The sequence below is a fragment of the Flavobacterium flavigenum genome (assembly GCF_027111255.2).
Taxonomy (GTDB): domain Bacteria; phylum Bacteroidota; class Bacteroidia; order Flavobacteriales; family Flavobacteriaceae; genus Flavobacterium; species Flavobacterium flavigenum.
In genome coordinates this window covers 4098939-4117122 of record NZ_CP114285.2, presented here as the reverse complement: position 1 = coordinate 4117122, position 18184 = coordinate 4098939, and the positions used below count along the sequence as shown (strand labels likewise).

Here is an 18184-nt window from a genome sequence, read left to right as displayed (position 1 = left end):
ATTAATTAAAAAATTATGACAAACATTTTTAAAATAAAAAAATACTGGATCATTACTGTAGGTATGGTACTGCTTTCATTGGCTTCATTTGCTCAGAACTATGACGATAAAACCATTGGCTTTGACCTGGTAAGGATTACCGCATCACTAAAAAAACATGGTGTAAAGGAGGAAAATTTACAACAACAAATTGCCCTTGCCCGTAAGCAGCTTACAGATCAGTTTATTAAATCAAGAGAAAGTGAAGAACTTCTTGTAAAAAAAATAAAATCTGAATGGGTTTCTAAAAAAGAAGTAAGCCGTTCCACTGCAAAAACAGCTTCTGCAAGTATACCCCAATCAGAGAGGGATGCACTTATTGCATTTTATAATAGTACCAATGGACCTAACTGGAATCTTCGATTACCAAATAACGGAATAGCCTGGCAAGTAAACAATCCAGATTCTGATGTAGCTGGATGGTATGGCGTCAGAGTAGAAAACGGACACGTAATTGGTATAGAACTTTGGAGAGCAAATTTATCCGGATCATTACCTGATGAAATAGGTCAGTTAACTGAATTAAAAAGCCTTATAATACAGCAAAGTCCTTTGTCTGGAGCACTACCACAAGGGCTGTTCCTATTAAATAATCTGGAAGTTCTTATTTTATATAGCAATAATATTGAAGGATCTATCCCACCGGCAATAGCTAATTTACATAGTCTTCAGGTACTGGACTTGGGAAGCAATGAATTAACAGGATTTATTCCAATAGAAATTGCGCAGCTAACTGCTTTAAAGTCTCTGAGTTTAGATAGCAACAGATTAAGCGGTACAATACCACAACAAATTGGTCAATTGACTCTTTTAGAAGGACTTGGTTTATCCTCAAACTATTATCTAACCGGGAATATCCCTCTGGAATTATATAATCTTACTCATCTCAAAGGGCTAACTTTAAATAACAATCAACTAACAGGAGACATTTCCCCTCTAATTTCCAGATTAACTCAGCTTACACTATTATCACTTAATCACAATAATTTAACCGGTCCGATTCCAAATGAAATATACCAATTATCTAATTTAGATAGGCTCTTTTTGGGAAATAATGATTTAAACGGAAACCTATCTCCTCAGATATCTAATTTAAATCAATTATATATACTGTCTTTAGAAAATAATAACCTAACCGGAACAATTCCTGCTGGAATAGGACAATTAAGTCTCCTTCAGTTTCTTTATTTATCAGATAATCAATTCACAGGGGAAATTCCGTCAACACTTAGAAGTTTAACATATTTAAGAACTTTGGCGTTTGATTTAAATCAGCTTTCGGGTCCTATACCCGATTTTACTAATTCACCTTTGTTGACTGCTTTAGGATTTCGAAATAACAATTTCCGCTATACAGATTTTGCTAATGAATTTAATACATATGCCAATAACTTCGAAGTTCTTTCTTTTGCACATCAAAACAAAATAGATTCTGAAAAAACTATAACAGTTGGAACTGGTGGTTCAACTACATTAACCATGTATGAGGATAATAGATTTACACCGGAAGAAACCTACCAATGGTACAAAGGTGTATCTCCGAATGGCGTTTTAATTGAAGGAGCCACTTCGCGTAATTTTGTCCTGTCCAATCTTGATTCTTCGAATGAAGGAGATTATTATTGTATTTCGACACATCCTGAAATCAGTCTTAAATTAGATCCTTGGGGCTTCACTCTTACATTAGAAAGAAACCCGATACATCTGGCAGTAACAAATTGTACCCCCGTTAATATGGTACTTAAAGTTTCTGAACAAAACCCGATGCAAAATACCAATGTAACATTTAGTCTTGAAACTAGTGCAACTAACATTACTTATAACTGGAAATTTTATAATGCCAATAATGCATTAATTGATACAAAAACCACTGCAACAGTTTTGCAAAATTTTGCCACTCCTGGAATCCATAAAGTTGTTTTAGAAGTTACTGATGCTACTGGATGTGTGAGGAAATTTGAAAAAAGTGTCACAGTTATAGACCCTTGTTCCTTAACAGCAGAAGAACGTTCAGGAAGAATATTTATTCCTGGCTTTTATGGCAGTGGTGCTGTTTTTGTTCCTCTAAATGAAACAATAACGCCTGAACTTGACCTGTATTATCAAAACCCTGTAAAACCCTATAGTTATAAATGGAGTTTACTGAGTCCTAAGGGTCAATTAATAAATTCAGGTACTCAAAGTACTTTTCCAATTGTTATAACAGCTGAAGGCTTTCATAAAATTGAATTAGAAATAACGGACATCAACGATGGTTGTAAAACAAAATATATTAAAACAATTGGAACTTTAATACAAAACAGCTGCACTAATGAAAACCCTAAATCAATCGTAGTTCGCAACCATTTAATAAATTTACTTACAAAACTAATTTCCCGCTCCATTCTGGGAGAAACAGACGAAGAGATCAATAAAAATTCGACTATTAATGAACTGGTTTTATTAAAACCATATATTACTAATATAACCGGAAATCAAATATATAATTATGTAACTACGCGAAATGAATATAATCAAATTACAAATGTAGATTTTTCTTTTGCGCCCGAAAGAGACTCCGATGTACATATTTCAGTTCCAAACGGCATTTACTATTATGAAGATGGTACAACTGAAGAATTATATTCAAATATAGAATATGGAATATATATTGATATCACACAATATAGAAGTTCTTCTGATTATTTAACTTCATGTAAAGTTGATAACGGGGGAAGAATGTCTAATAAATCTTCTGTTATTTTTGAACCTTATGACTGTGCCCGTTCATCTGACATACGATATATTGATTTTTGTCCTGCGGAAGAAGAAATCGTTTGTGTCAATAAACCTGTAAACTTAAACTTTGAAACCGAATCTTCAAACCTTACTTACAGCTGGTATGCAATAAAATCCGGTACGACACAACATCTTAATCCGGTTACAAATACAACTGGTTTATATACTTTTACGCCTTTAACAGACGGTACATACATTATACACCTAAATGCTTATAAAAATAATGAGTGCCAGTTTGAATTTAGGAAAACGATAAGTGCAAAGTCTTGCGAACCTTTTGTTTCCTGTACAAAATCAAACAGAAACTCTCCTGTAATTAAAGGCATTTTCACTACTTTGGTAAATAAATTACTTAGTCTCCCTGCAGAAGATATCACCTATGGATACAACTGTGATGAATTAACTGCACTTTCGCCCTATATTAAAGACCAATATCCGGGTATTTACAATTTTACACGGGATACAGAGCAGGGATTTGTTGCCTTTTCGTTTAACGATCACACCGATTATGATGTTAAAATTGCTATAACCGGAAATAGTGTTGCTGATTTTAACTTAGACAATTATGAGTCTGATACTGTTGAAACAGAATTGCGTACCGGTTTAAATGATCCTTTTAAAAGTTTTGTAAATCACATTGATTTTTGTTCCGCTTTATATTGTGTTTCGCATATTGCATTTGTTTTAGACGAATCAGGATCCATAGGTGAAACAGAAGCTGATAAAATAAGGAAACAACTAAAAAACTACATACAGCAGCAAGCCAATGACAATGATAAACTACAATCTAATGTTTATGTTTCCCTTATCGGAATGTCAGATAAAGACGATGATAACAGAGACGACCATGTAAAACAAATAAGAGTAACCAATGAACCAGGAGTATTAAAGCAATTTAATACCTGGATAGCTAATTACTGCAAATATACCAGAGGTAAACGCCGTGTGAGTGCTGCAGCAGACTACTGGAATAGTGGTCTTAATGAAGCCCTAAGTTTACAAATGAAGCCTAGTGTGGTTATAATGATTACTGATGGATGCCAGACGGCTAATGTCGAAAAATTAAAAGAAACCATGTCAAAATTTGATAATTACAAAAATACTACTAATACCAGTACAGAGAAGCCACATTTATATGTACTGGGAATAGAAAATGGTTTTTATGTTGATAAAGATACTTATGGATCTGCTTTATTAGCTACACAAGACCCAAATTATGTTCAGACTTCAGCTGCATTTATTGATTCTAAGGTTGTTCCCAACCTTAGAACATCCCTCAAATATTTATTAAATTATCAAGTAACTGAATTCCCTCAGGAAGATATCAAAAATTTCCGTGATTTCGATTTCTATGGTTATGAAGACTTTAATTCCCTTGCCTATCCCGCAAACGAAGCATTCTTATCTGACAATTTAAAAATAAGCGGATTTTCATGCGGAAAACCTACCGACAAAAACTACTGTTCTGACTGCCTTTCTTTTCAGCCTGTTCCCGGGAAAGAATACATGCTGAGTGCATGGGTAAAAGAAGAATCTCCTATACAAGTAAAAACGTATGACAATGTAGGCATCAATATTCATTTTTACAGTGATGCAGAAGCCAGCGAACTTCAAAAAATCAGTACACAAAAACTGATTGCGAGCGGCGATATTATTGATGGATGGCAAAGAATTACAAGCAAGTTCCTGATTCCTAAGTTCACAAAAACAATTAGTATTGAACTTCAAAATAATAGTAACGGAATTGCGGCATACTTTGACGATATCAGGATACATCCTCTTGAAGGAAGTATTAAAACATTTGTTTACGACCCTCAAACCTTTAAACTTATGTCTGAACTGGATGAAAACAACTACTCTACATTTTATGAGTATGATAACGAAGGTGGTTTAGTTCGCGTAAAAAAAGAAACTGCCAAAGGGATAAAAACTATTCAGGAAACTCGTTCAGGTAATTTTATTAATACGACAAAAAATTAAATTTATGTTACATAAATCCTTATTCATCATCAGTTTTCTGGCAGTCTCTATATTAGGTCATGCTCAGACTGTCAATGAAGTTTTACAGCGAATGGGAAAACAATACAGCAGTGCTGAATCAATGCAGTATAACTCAAATTATACTTTATATAAAAACGCAGAATCTAAAAAAATTGAACAATCTTACAAGGGACTTTTTTGCAAAAATTCCCGTAATGAGATTTATATGAAAGTAGATCAGACAGAAATACTGAATTCTAAAAGCATAAACCTGAAAATAAACCATGCAGAAAAAGCCGTATTAATTTCAGATCCGCTGCAAAGTTATTTTGGAAACTTTGATATTAATCCCTTACTGGATTTATGCAAAATAGAATCATTTAAGGATTTTAAAACATATTGGGAAATAATTCTAATCCCAAAAAAATATTCAAATCTTTCCTACTCTAAAATAGTAGTTCAGATATCAAAAAAGTATTTTTTACAAAAATCAGTTTTTTATTACAATACAGCTGTCAATTTTTCTAAAGATTACCGGGCACCAAAATCCTATATGCCAAGATTAGAAGTAAGTAATTTCAACTTTAATCGGAAAGCAGTTAATGCATCGCTTTTTGCAGACAAAACCTATTTTGATTTCTTAAGTAAAAATAAATATGTAGCAACAACACGCTTAAAACATTATGAAATTATTGACCAACGAAACATTTCCAATAAATAAAATCAGATATATGTATATCAACAAATATATAACAGCATTTACATTTTTCCTTATTTCATTGTTGTCATTTGCACAGCAGGAAACATTTTCCGGAGAGAAAAAAGTTGGAAATGAGTTGTCTTTACTACCTACCCTTGAAGTTAAGGACCCAAAATTTGAAGACATAAAAAATCAAAATGTCTTTACCTCGGTTAATCCGAATGTATCCATTCATTTTGGGTTTATTGATGATAAAACAAATACAGACGATTATTTAAGGATTTATTCGTGCGAAGTAAAATTAAAAATTACAGCTTATGACAATTCAGATGTTGTTATAACGTCGTATAAAGACCCTAGTCAGAATAATCAAATTTTTTCTTATCCGGACAAAATTACTTTAAAAATAAAGTATAACAATAAAACTAAGGGATTGCAATTTGACGATTACGCTGTTTATAAGCTTCCGGGAGTTCATAGAGCAAAAGTAAAAGTCGAAGAAATTACCTATTACAACGAAAATGATGCCGTTACAACCATTAGCAATCCATCAACTTATCTGGAATTAAAATTTAATACAGAACGCTATTACAATCTACAATTAAACAGTTCACAGCCTAATTCTGTTACAGGGTTGCAGCATAATTTTATAAAATACTACGGGACTGCGGCAACTAAAGTTGCGAGTATGAGTGCCGGGGCTGAAGAAATACTTATTTCATGGGAACGAAATGCAACAGCACCTGCAGTAGAATACGAACTCGAATGGACGTGGATAGACAATTTTGCAGAAGATGGGTCCAAATTGGCTCCAAATCGAATTCCTTTAACCGATCAGGATTTTAAGCTTAACAGTACCAGAATACAGACGAAAGAAGAAAGTTATAGAATTCCCCTTATTTATTCAAAAGGATATCTTGTTTACAGGCTAAGACCGGTTGGACGATTTTTGAATGATGTTTCGAAAAATTATTATGGCAACTGGACCTCCGGATTTGAAGAAACACATAAAAATGTTAATGACTGGCCAAATTTTCTGGAAATTGATGAAAATCACGAATCCGGTAAGAAAAACTGGCAGTATCAATCTTCATTTGCAGAAGACGGAAAGAAAAAAGAAGTCGTAAGCTATTTTGATGGTTCACTGCGAAACCGTCAGACAGTTACCAAAATAAATTCCAACAATAAAGCCGTTGTGGGAGAAGTTATTTATGACACTCAGGGAAGACCGGCTATAGAGGTGTTACCTGCTCCTGTTGAATCATCGGGAGTACATTATTATCCGAATTTAAATAAAAACAAAGCAGGTGCTGTTTATACACACAACGATTTTGACTGGGAAAAAACAACCGATAACAATTGTGATCCTTCTCCTGCCCCGGTAATGTCAGATGCAAGTGGTGCGAGTAAATATTATTCTGAAAAAAATGATATTTCAGACAATTATCAGGATTTAGTTCCTAAAGCAGATTCGCTTCCTTTCTCCCAAATCGAATACACGCCTGATAATACCGGGCGTATTAAACGAAAAGGAGGAGTAGGAAAAGAACATCAAATAGGAACTGGTCATGAGATGAGCTATTTTTACGGAAATCCTTCTCAAGAGGAATTAAACAGGCTCTTTGGTTATAAAGTTGGTGAGGCTTCTTTGTATAAGAAAAATATTGTAATTGACCCGAATGGGCAGACCAGCGTAAGCTATTTAGATCCTCAGGGCAGAACAATAGCAACTGCGCTCGCCGGAGATAAAAAAGGAAACCTAATTTCTTTGGATGATGAAACCAAAAACCGTTTACATCAATTGACTACAAAAAACCTGCTGATCAATAATGATAAATATGCTTCAGGAAATAATAATGTTACAGAAGATGGCGTAAGCTTAAATACTATTGTAAACATCATAAAACAAGACACTATCAAATTTGTATATGGTCTTAAAAAAAACATGGGTAGTTATGCAGATTCCTGTTTAAGTACTAAACATTATCCTTTTGTATACGATTGGTCTGTAAGCATGACAAATGACTGTGGAACTGAATTGCTTTATGGAACAGCTCCAACCGTTCGTTCTACAAAAATTGGTGTCCCAAGTATTTCATCTTATGCGCCTTCTTCTATTGATTTTAATAATCAAATTTTTGAAGGTAAAGAAAAAATAAGTGAAAACAATTATCAATTACTAAATATTGGCACCTATAATTTCAACAAAAACCTACAGGTAGACACACAGGTATTAAATCAATATGCGGATGATTATATTGCACAGCTAAAAAACGGTACTGCATGCAAACCTGTTATTGCACAATTTCAGACTGTAATTCAGGAAAGTGATTGTAATGTTACCTGTATAAGCTGCGAAGAAGCGCTTGTAAGTTCAAATTTAGAAAACGAAGCACAAAGGCTCGCATACAAAGCAACACTTCCAACAGATCAAAGCAGTCTTGGAATTTTAGACAACAGAAAAAGTTATATTGATACTGCCGAAACAAAATATGTGAATGATAATATTCAAAATTTACAAACGATACAGAACACCACTTTCTCTACAGAAGAGATAAGAATCTACACCATACATTACAAAACAGAATTTAAAGAACTGCTTGAAGGCTGCCGCGAATTATGTCAGCAGCCGGTAAACTCCTGTAATGCCAATCTTGAAACACTGTTGGGCGATGTAAGCCCGGAAGGACAATACGGTTCAATAGCAGGTCTGGATCATGAAACAGGTTCAACAGAGACAGAAACAACAGAAACAGAAGATGCTGAAATTGATCGTTTAAGTGTCTTTAATGAAAATAACCAATTATTATATGGCGGATATAAAAACACAACAGTAACCGACGAAGATACCGATACTACCAGTATTGTAAAAATTTCAAAATTCAACTGGAGGTATCCTTATGGTGGTTTCTATAAAGATGCAAACGGAGAACCGGAAACCATCAAAATTATTAAAGAAGAAGACGGATCCTACACTCCCGCCCTACGACCTCTTGAAGATGGCAGCATGCCTCCTACTGTAGATGACCCTGAAAACGATGATGAAAGATACGTTTTAGTTGCGCCTCACTATTTAGATCATGTTGCTGATTTCATCAAAGAATGGCAGCCAAGATGGGCAAATGAATTATTGCCTTACCACCCTGAGTATTACTATTATTTATACAATCTGGCTATTTGTAATAAAAAAGATGCCGGTATTAATTCTGATGGTTATGATGAAGCTTTAAAAGATTTGGAATATTTTGATACGGAGAAGAATACTGTCGTACCTAATAATAATATATTTAATACAAGTAATGGTAAATTAGCTGAATTACTGAACATTGTAAGTCCAAAAGATCCTTACTACAGCTCTGCAAATACTGAAACAGGAGAAACTACAGCCGATTACAATTTGCGTAAAAGTATTATGCAGGAAGCCCTGACATCTAATTATGATGGCATGAAATTTAAGAATTCTCAGGGCAATGATCAATCGATGAACATGCTGCAGACCGCTTACTATTTTGCAGCATTTTCAAATGGTATTATGAGTTCCAGTAAATTTCAGAATGAAATAAATGTAACCAATACTACTTTACTAGATAAGATTACTACTCTTTCAGATCCATTAAAACAAAGGGTGTGGGCTAATTTTAAGAGTTATTATCTAGCCCTGAAAGAAAAAACACGTACAGTTTACGCACATGTCTATGCCAATAAAAAACTGGGGAACAACGACTGTATCGGTAATGCCAACAGTACGGACTCCTATGCCAATTTATTAAAAAAATATAGTACTACGAATTTTGGAAATATAACAATCTTAATTAATAATTCGATATCCGCTCCTTTTGTTTTGCCAGCCGGATCAGACGGAATATTACCTTCGTGCTCAGAAGAGACTGCATCGTATTACGCCGGTAAAGAAAAACGCTTTATGCCGGCTGATTACAATTATGATTCCGGATTAAACGATCAGGAAATATTAGCTGCTGCTGAAGCTCAGGCCGATGCTAATTTATACCTTGAAACCGGAAAATGTCCTCTGGCTTCTGACATGGAAAACTTTTTAAAAGGCTTAGTTGATTCAACGATTCAGCCTGATGGATTATTATTAAATATTCCGGCTACCAGTATGCCTTACTTAACATCAGGTATATTCAATGCACAAAAAAAACCGGAATTTGATTTAGAAACTACTACAATTTCTCCATGGTTAATTGGAAAACCGGAAGGGAATGACCTCACTATAAATTTCTATCCTGATCAAACAGCTAATTCACAAAACTCTGTAGCCAGTTCAATTACCCTGAAATTTGCAAGTTTCACTCCTGGAGCCGGTACTTATCTTGATCCTTGTGGCACAAGCGTAGCTAAACCACAATGGTCACAGGTAAAAGGGTTTAAAAACTTTCACTATGAATCGTACGAATCCGCTACCAAAACATTCAGATTTACGATTTTGGCAACAATTGTTCGTGACCCGGCTAGTTCATGTTCAATTCCGGAAGAAGTCATTATTGAAGGTTACACAAAAGCAGCTGTTGGAGAATGTCATTTTGCCGGTAATAATGGAATAGGCGAAACCTTAGCTTTAGCCGACAACCAATGTTCTAAAAAAGAGCTTTTTAGCAGTGCCTTAAAAGACCTAATACTTGATCTTCAAAAAACAAGCGCCCTTACAACAACTCAGGATATTACCAATAGAAATGTTTTCAAAACAGGTTACTTAAAAACTTATTTTGGAATTAACGCAACTGATGTTGTCAAATGGAAATATGAAACAGTTTCCGGCCAAAGACTTTTCTCTATTGCCGTAAACGACACCCTCCGTATGAAAATAAATGCCGGAGATGACACTGTAAGTATTAACAACATCACAGACACTTTTATTGGTGATCTGAAAACTGACAGCAAAAGCAACATCTTTAGGGTAGTTACAAAAAAATTCAATGTAAATGGAACACGATACCGCCTTGATACCAAAACATGGTCTATAACAGCAGGTAAAAACAATGCCTTATACTTTGCTTGTTGTGGAACATGTGGTGAAAACGATTATGATGGAGATGGTTATGGGGATGAATGTGGAGAACCGAATACATCTACACCCGGAACTACAGTATGTCAGCTGAAGGCTCAGGAGGAGGCCGATTATGAAGAAAATTTAAAAAATGCTTTGAATGAGATTATTGTTGTTTCTCATCATTATACTGAGCCTGTAGAAAATTTCCCTTATGTTAAATACTTTAGAGACAATTCAAAATTAATTGAGCACTTTCAGGCATTAAGAAGTTACAATCTAATTGTTGACAATCCAAATGGTGATTATTTTAGTTTCCCTGTTGCAATGTCACTATTTCAACATGTTACAGAACAAAATATAATTTCAATGCAGTATGGTATCAGTTCAAATTTAGACGGGGTTGTAGATCTAAATATTCCAAATGCAAATCAAATTAAAGAAATCATTTCAATTGACATTCTAAACGAAAGCCTTTCTTCTGTTAAAGTAATTTATAAAAATCTGGACAATAATACCATTACAGTAACAAATGCATCTATAGCCCATCGTACCTCACAGACACCCGGACGATATGCTTATTCTACAAATTTTTGCCAGTTTATGGCTAATGATTATTCTGTTGCTTCATGTGAAAATACTAATAAAGAATTAACATATGAAAAAAATTTCAAAGATGCTTTTAATGAACTTCTTGACGCTAATTTAAATATTAATTCTGGAACCAAAAATATTGCTGATTATCCAGAAGTGAATCGTTTTATATCGGAATCAAATTTAATACAACACTTTCAGGCGGCCAGAAATTATTATTTGGCTACAGACATACCTAATGGTATCAACACGCCTGTACAATTTTCTAAATTTCTAGTTTGGAAAGATTCAGGGAATTTTAGTTTATACTTTTATAATAATAACAATCAGATAGAAGCAACTACCTTTTTTAACTATCCTACATCGCTCACAATTAAAAAAATTAATTCAATAGATGTTACTGGTGATAATAAAGCTACAATAGTTTTCACAGATATTAATAACCAAATTGTGAGTCATCAAAATTTAAATATTAAGAACTCTATTTTTTTTTCCTCAAGTTCGGGGACAAGCGAATCAATATGCATCTTCCTTACAGAGAATTATAATTCACTTTTTCCAACTCAAAGAAAAAGTACTGCCACAAAACTCTCTAATACATTAGAATCAACCCCACCAAACTGCCAACAACTTTGTATCCCTCCAACAGTAGCTCCGGTAGTCTGCGGAGACAAATGGAACGAATTTAAAACAGGCATGCAGCAGGTACAGGGTTATACACTACCCGCAGATTTAGATGGTAAATTCTTTTGTGACGCGAACTATGGGTATATCAGTACTGACTATCTGGCGTATTTAGCAATGTTTAATGTTACAACTGTAGAGAGTCCATTTTTTATAAGCATTGATAAATTTGGTTCGACTAATCTAAAATATGGTAATCCCAAGGCTGGTCTGGCCATTACAGCCTATCACTCCTATATCGCCGGGCGTAATTCAGGTTCAACAGGTGAAACACTATCATGGAACGATTACACAAATTATTATGTAAACTCGAATGAGAATATGTGTCCTCCGGCCACTATGGTGCCTGGTTTTAGTCTGGATATTCCGGTACAGGAAGGTGTAAAAACTCCATGTGAAATCTATAAAAAAGCCATAAACGACGCCAATATTCAGCAAATATCAGAAGCTTTTTATGCAGATAAAAGAGAAGCTTTCAAGCAAAATTATCTTAAAGCAGCCCTTGAAGGTTTAGATGAAACCTTAACACAAATGTCTTTTGATAAGGAATATCAATATACTCTGTATTATTACGATCAGGCAGGAAACCTCGTTCAGACGGTTCCTCCAGAGGGCGTAGACCGATTATCAGCACCTGATGATAAAACAATCAATAACATCAGAGAAAAACAGCCGGAAAATGAGCTCAACACCAAAAATGTTGCACCTGCCCATACAATGCAGACGCAATACCGCTACAACTCACTGAACCAACTGGTATGGCAGCAAACACCAGATGGCCAACACACAGATGAGAACGGGCAACTACATACTGGCAGCCAAACTACTTTTGCATATGATCCGTTGGGCCGTATTATTGCCAGCCAGAATAGTAAGCAAAAAACCAAGGGGCAGTTCAGTTATACCCGTTACGACGGTCTCGGCCGAATCACAGAAGCGGGTCAGCTAAAAACAAAAAGCGGCTTTGCTATAAAAATCAATGAAAATGGACGTCTGATATACGCCTCCGGAGATGAGGTTCCTACAGACGCTGTCACAAAGTCAATTAATTACCCTTACAACATCGCTGATGAAACGGAACAGGTAACCAAAACTATTTATGACAGCCCTTTAAAGGACACCCAAAGCTGGTTTACAGCCTACGGATCAGACAACAGTCACAAAAGGGTTACAGGTGTTTTATATTTTGATACGTTAACCAGTAATTCTCCTGTATCCGGTTATGCCAATGGTATCTTTTATGATTACGATGTTCACGGAAACGTAAAAGAACTGGTACATCACATTAACAACAACCCAAAACTGACAAGCATGAAGGGTGCTGTCAAAAAAGTAGTCTATGATTATGATCTTATCAGCGGAAATGTAAACAAGGTTACCTATCAGCCAAATAACCTCAAAGAGCAGTTTATCCACCGTTACGAATACGATGCCGATAACAGAATCAAACAGGTATATACCAGTAAAGACAATATCATCTGGGAGAAAGAAGCCAACTATCTGTATTATGATCACGGTCCGCTGGCACGTGTTGAACTTGGAGATAAACAAGTTCAGGGTCTCGATTATGTTTATACTTTACAAGGCTGGTTAAAAGGAGTTAACTCTGAGAAATTAGGTTCTGCCTACGATGCCGGTAAAGATGGATTAAATGTTGCTCAGGATGCTTTTGGCTTTGCCCTGAATTATTACAAAGGAGACTATAAGTCGCGCGCCGGTGTGAGTAAGGATAATACTGTTTTCAGTTTTAGTAAAGCACAGGCATTAGAACTGGATACGAATAATTTATTCAATGGTAACATCAAAGAAATGGTTACTTCATTGACAGATCACGAGCAAAATATCATTCCTTCCCAGTTCAATTATTATAAATATGATCAGCTGAACAGGATTAAGGAAATGACTTCTAAGTCGATTACAACGGCGGGGGTTGCTTCAAATGGTTATTATTCAAATTACAGTTACGACCGAAACGGAAATTTAGCTACACTGAACAGGGCAGATCGTTTAAATGGTAATATCACACCAATGGATCAGTTATCTTACACATACAATACCGGCATGAACCAATTACGCCGTGTTAATGATGCAGTAGGAAATGGCGTGTTTGTAGCTCCGGGTGGTACCGCTAATGACACTTCTTTAGATATTGACAATCAAACCGAAGATGAAAATTATGTATATGATAATATTGGCCAGCTAACAAAAGATAAGCAGGAAGGAATAGACATTGACTGGCGTGTAGACGGAAAAGTGAAATCGGTTACAAAAAATAACGGAACGGTTATTAGTTTTGAATATGACGGTTTAGGAAACCGAATTGCGAAAATCGTGACTACGCCTACTAAAACTACGACAACTTATTACGAGCGTGACGCACAGGGTAATGTGCTGAGTACCTACGAAATGATCAAACAAGGCAATCTGACAACTTATTACCTTGTTGAACAGGACATTTATGGCAGCAGCCGACTTGGAACTGAAAGTCGCAGAATACAGATTAGCGAAGAGAATGCGACACAGCTTAAAAGAGCACTCAGCAGTAAAATAACGGCCAGTACAGAAGCACAGGCTCTGACAACAGAAACTCCTGCAGTAAATACTCTTGCAGGTATACTTTTAGACAATGTAAACGACAGAGCAAGCTGGAATGAAAAACCAGAAAATACGATCAATTTATTTAAAAGTGAACAACAGCAAACTAAAGTAATAGAATTAACGGGACGCTTAAAAATTGATGCAGCAAATACTGGTACAAATCTATTAGCTGCTTTACATAGTACTCATAAAGAGGGTAACTGGCCATACGGCAACTCATATTCTTATTTAAATTCAGTTTTATTATCTATCAAAAAGGATCAAACTGGTTATAAGCCTGTAGTCAGCCTAATTAAATATAGAAGAAACCACCATAGATCTAAAGTCGGATATAAAAAATGGCGTTTCAGCTATAGAAGTGATAAGGAAACAATTGATTACATCATTAAATCCCCATCTATTCCGGAAGATGAATGGGACATAAAAGCGAGAATAGAACTTGACCCAATTGTAGATCAGTACAATGTAAAAATTACTATAAATGGAAATGAATATACTACATTACGTAGTGTAACAGAAAATTATAGAGGCCCCGAAGAAGAGCGTATGATGAGCGATTCGCCACGTCTTCCTATTACCTTACCTCCTAACACACTTGGGGCAACATCTATTACTCACAGACCACAAGAACAGACAAACTATCCTGCACTAAAAAGCCAGATATGTGATTTCAGCTATACAATTGACAATGGTCAGGAAAGAGAAGATGTTTTAACTAATTACTACAGTTTTGATGAAGGAACCGGAACCATCGCCAATTCTTCTATCGGACATGATTATAACATGACCTTGGTTAATGGTCTTCCTTTTACTGACATTCCTTTTTCAAAAACCTATTGTGGCGCAAGAGAAGACGACAAAGATGCTGATGGCTATATAGATTCGGAAGATAAATGTCCAAATATATTCAATCCAGGACAGGAAGATGAGGACGATGACGGCGTTGGAGATGTATGTGATAACTGTATTAAAAAACGTAATGGTAAAAATGAGGCCTCATTAGAAGGCGTAGGAAATCAATTGGATACGGACAGTGATGGTATAGGCGATGCCTGTGATAATTGCAAAAGATTTGCTAACTTTGACCAGGCCGACACAGAAGTAGATGAAAACGGGAAACCGAATCCTGACGGATATGGCGATGCATGCGACAATTGCAAAACCATATACAATCCTTTTCAGGAAGACTTGAACAACAACGGTATTGGTGATGCCTGCGAAGGACTGGCACAAGGTATGGGCAAAAATTCATTTGCCACTACCCCATTTACTGCCTACCGTTTTGTAGGAGACAAACAGTATGAATTATCGAACCATTTAGGTAACGTTCTTTCGGTAATTAGCGACAGAAAACTAGCCAGAACAACCAATGTACCTGGGCTGACAACGCTTAATGATTTTAATTTCACAGGCTGGTCAAACCTTAATTCAGGAAGTAATTGGACTGCAGGAAATGCTGCAATAGTTACAACAAATACTGATAAACTGGTCATAACGGCAAAACAGCTGGCTGATGGTATAGCACACACTATGGTAACTACAGCGGGTAAAAAATATACTGTAAGTTATGATTTAGCACTGACAACTTCTCCTGAGATTCAGGTAAAAGCTTCAAGTTTTGGAACCCCTCTCCTTCAAAAAAAGGATAAAACCTCAGGAAGAAACAGCATAACCTTTACTGCAACCAGTGCTGTTACCATTATAGAGTGGTTAAAAAACAGGGAAGACGGAAATTTAGAAGAAGTATTTACGCTGGATAATGTTAATACAGCCGTTGAATCAACTAATCAGGTTTCAGTTATTGCTTTTTCTCCAGACGTTCGCAGCTACTCAGATTACTATCCTTTTGGAATGCTTGTACCATCACGCCATGGAAGCAGTGATAGCTACAGATATGGCTTCCAAGGACAGGAGAAAGATGATGAAATTAAAGGCGGTGAAGGTAATTCGCTGAACTATACCTTTAGGATGCATGATCCTAGGATTGGTAGGTTTTTTGCAAGAGATCCTCTTGCTTCAGAATATCCTTGGAATAGTCCTTATGCTTTTAGTGAGAACGATGTAGTAAGGGCAACTGAATTGGAAGGCTTAGAAAAGAAAATTGTGATTTATAAATTTTCAGATGATGGCATAGTTAAAAGTGCTTTGACATTATCTGAAGCGGGACCTATGGGAAATGGGGTTTTAGTTAAATCTATTAAAAAAGGAAAAACTTCTTACTACTATGGAAATGAGATTAAAAACCCTACAATTACTTCTTTCAAGAAAGCGTACGAAGGTGTAAGAATGGACAAAAAGGGAAATCATGTCGGATATCCAGATAGTAAAGGTTTCCCAACAATTGGCTATGGTCATTTGATTTTAAATGGTGAGCCCTATAAAATTGGCGGTTTAATTGATGAAAACGAGGCTCAATCTCTTTTTAAAAGCGATTCTAAAAGGATATTTAGTATTGCAGATAAATATATTAAGAAGTTCAGTTTAACGGAAAATGAAACGAACGCTCTTTATGATGCATCCTTTAATATGGGACCAGGAAAACTTAAAAATTTTGATAATTTAAATAATAAGTTTTCTGGTGAATTTTTCTTCCTTCAATATATGGCAGGAGGAGAAGGAATTAAAAAAAGGAGATTTGCAGAGTCATTATTATTTTCTGAAAATATGTATATCCATTTAGATTACCTAAAAAATAAAAAAACACAAAAAAAAGCTGAACTCATTATCAAAGAACAGTTCAAAACATTTGATATGGATAGCGAAGGCAATAACAAAAATACTCCTACTAGTATTCCTACTACTGATAATACTACTACTAATAATAACAATATAAATACGACACCTCCTGTAAAATTATAATCACATGAAAAAGCTTATATTTATTTTCCTAATCCTTACACAAAATTCATATTCACAATTTGATGGAAATTGGATTGTTAAAGATCTTAAAACCAGTCATATCCTTAAGGGGGCACTTGAAGAATTTGAATTACCGACTGGAATTATACGAAAAAAAATCATTATTAAGGATAGAAAAATTGATTTGACATCAATAACGAAAAATATCGATGATCTATCTATTTCTGAAAATCACTCTCCTTTTTTTTATATAAAAGAAAAAGTAATATTAAAAATTATTAAAGACAGTCCCCATAATCAATTTCCAGGAGACGAGTTAGATAATGTTTTTGGAGATGAAGGCAACATTAAGTCATCCAAAGTAGGAAGCTCATTTACAAATATTCTTAAATTAAACCCTAAAAATAAAGAATTGACATGTTTCAAAATTTATGGCAAGGATAATTTCAATGCGCAAAGCCTTTTAATAACTACAGAAAATCCAAATGAATTGGTTTTCTTTAGCTACAATGATGAATTAATATTTTTTTTAAAGAAGAAAATATAGAAAACAAGCTAAAATTATCCCAGCTCTCCGAAGTGTTCTAATGAAAAGCTGCGCAAATGTCTCTGACTTTGCGCAATTCTTTTATGTTATTGTAAGAAGTAAATCTCTCAAAAGTCTCCCCAGCTCTCCGAAGTGTTCTAATGAAAAGCTGCGCAAATGTCTCTGACTTTGCGCAATTCTTTTATGTTATTGTAAGAAGTAAATCTCTCAAAAGTCTCCCGACTTTTCCCCAGATCGCTCTGATACATCAACATAATGATAACACAGAAATTCTTTCCATGCCTGCAACTATAAGTAACAAAGGATAAAAACTACAACCCCAGCTCTCCGAAGTGTTCTAATGAAAAGCTGCGCAAATGTCTCTGACTTTGCGCAATTCTTTTATGTTATTGTAAGA

At 35.2% G+C, this 18184-nt stretch carries 4 protein-coding genes; all 4 read left to right on the top strand.

The window, feature by feature from the left end; genetic code table 11:
• The first annotated feature begins 15 nt into the window (after positions 1-15).
• The 4 genes from OZP09_RS17080 to OZP09_RS17065 are packed head-to-tail and all read left to right on the top strand — an operon-like array spanning position 16 to position 17787.
• Positions 16-4797, top strand: a complete 4782-nt coding sequence (locus OZP09_RS17080; protein WP_281309717.1) for a VWA domain-containing protein — start codon at positions 16-18, stop codon at positions 4795-4797.
• A gap of 4 nt (positions 4798-4801) precedes the next feature.
• Entirely contained in the window at positions 4802-5518 is a 717-nt protein-coding gene (locus tag OZP09_RS17075) for a LolA3 family protein (protein WP_281309716.1), read from the top strand.
• A gap of 10 nt (positions 5519-5528) precedes the next feature.
• On the top strand, positions 5529-17240 hold the full coding sequence (locus OZP09_RS17070) for a glycoside hydrolase family protein (protein WP_281309715.1): 11712 nt from the start codon (positions 5529-5531) through the stop codon (positions 17238-17240).
• A 4-nt stretch (positions 17241-17244) separates the two neighbouring features.
• On the top strand, positions 17245-17787 hold the full coding sequence (locus OZP09_RS17065) for a hypothetical protein (RefSeq protein ID WP_281309714.1): 543 nt from the start codon (positions 17245-17247) through the stop codon (positions 17785-17787).
• Positions 17788-18184: the final 397 nt, after the last annotated feature.

What these genes read in the sequence shown, in the direction of transcription:
- OZP09_RS17080 (WP_281309717.1), top strand. Translation starts at nt 16, where the DNA reads ATGACAAACATTTTTAAAATAAAAAAATACTGGATCATTACTGTAGGT.
- OZP09_RS17075 (WP_281309716.1), top strand. Translation starts at nt 4,802, where the DNA reads ATGTTACATAAATCCTTATTCATCATCAGTTTTCTGGCAGTCTCTATA.
- OZP09_RS17070 (WP_281309715.1), top strand. Translation starts at nt 5,529, where the DNA reads ATGTATATCAACAAATATATAACAGCATTTACATTTTTCCTTATTTCA.
- OZP09_RS17065 (WP_281309714.1), top strand. Translation starts at nt 17,245, where the DNA reads ATGAAAAAGCTTATATTTATTTTCCTAATCCTTACACAAAATTCATAT.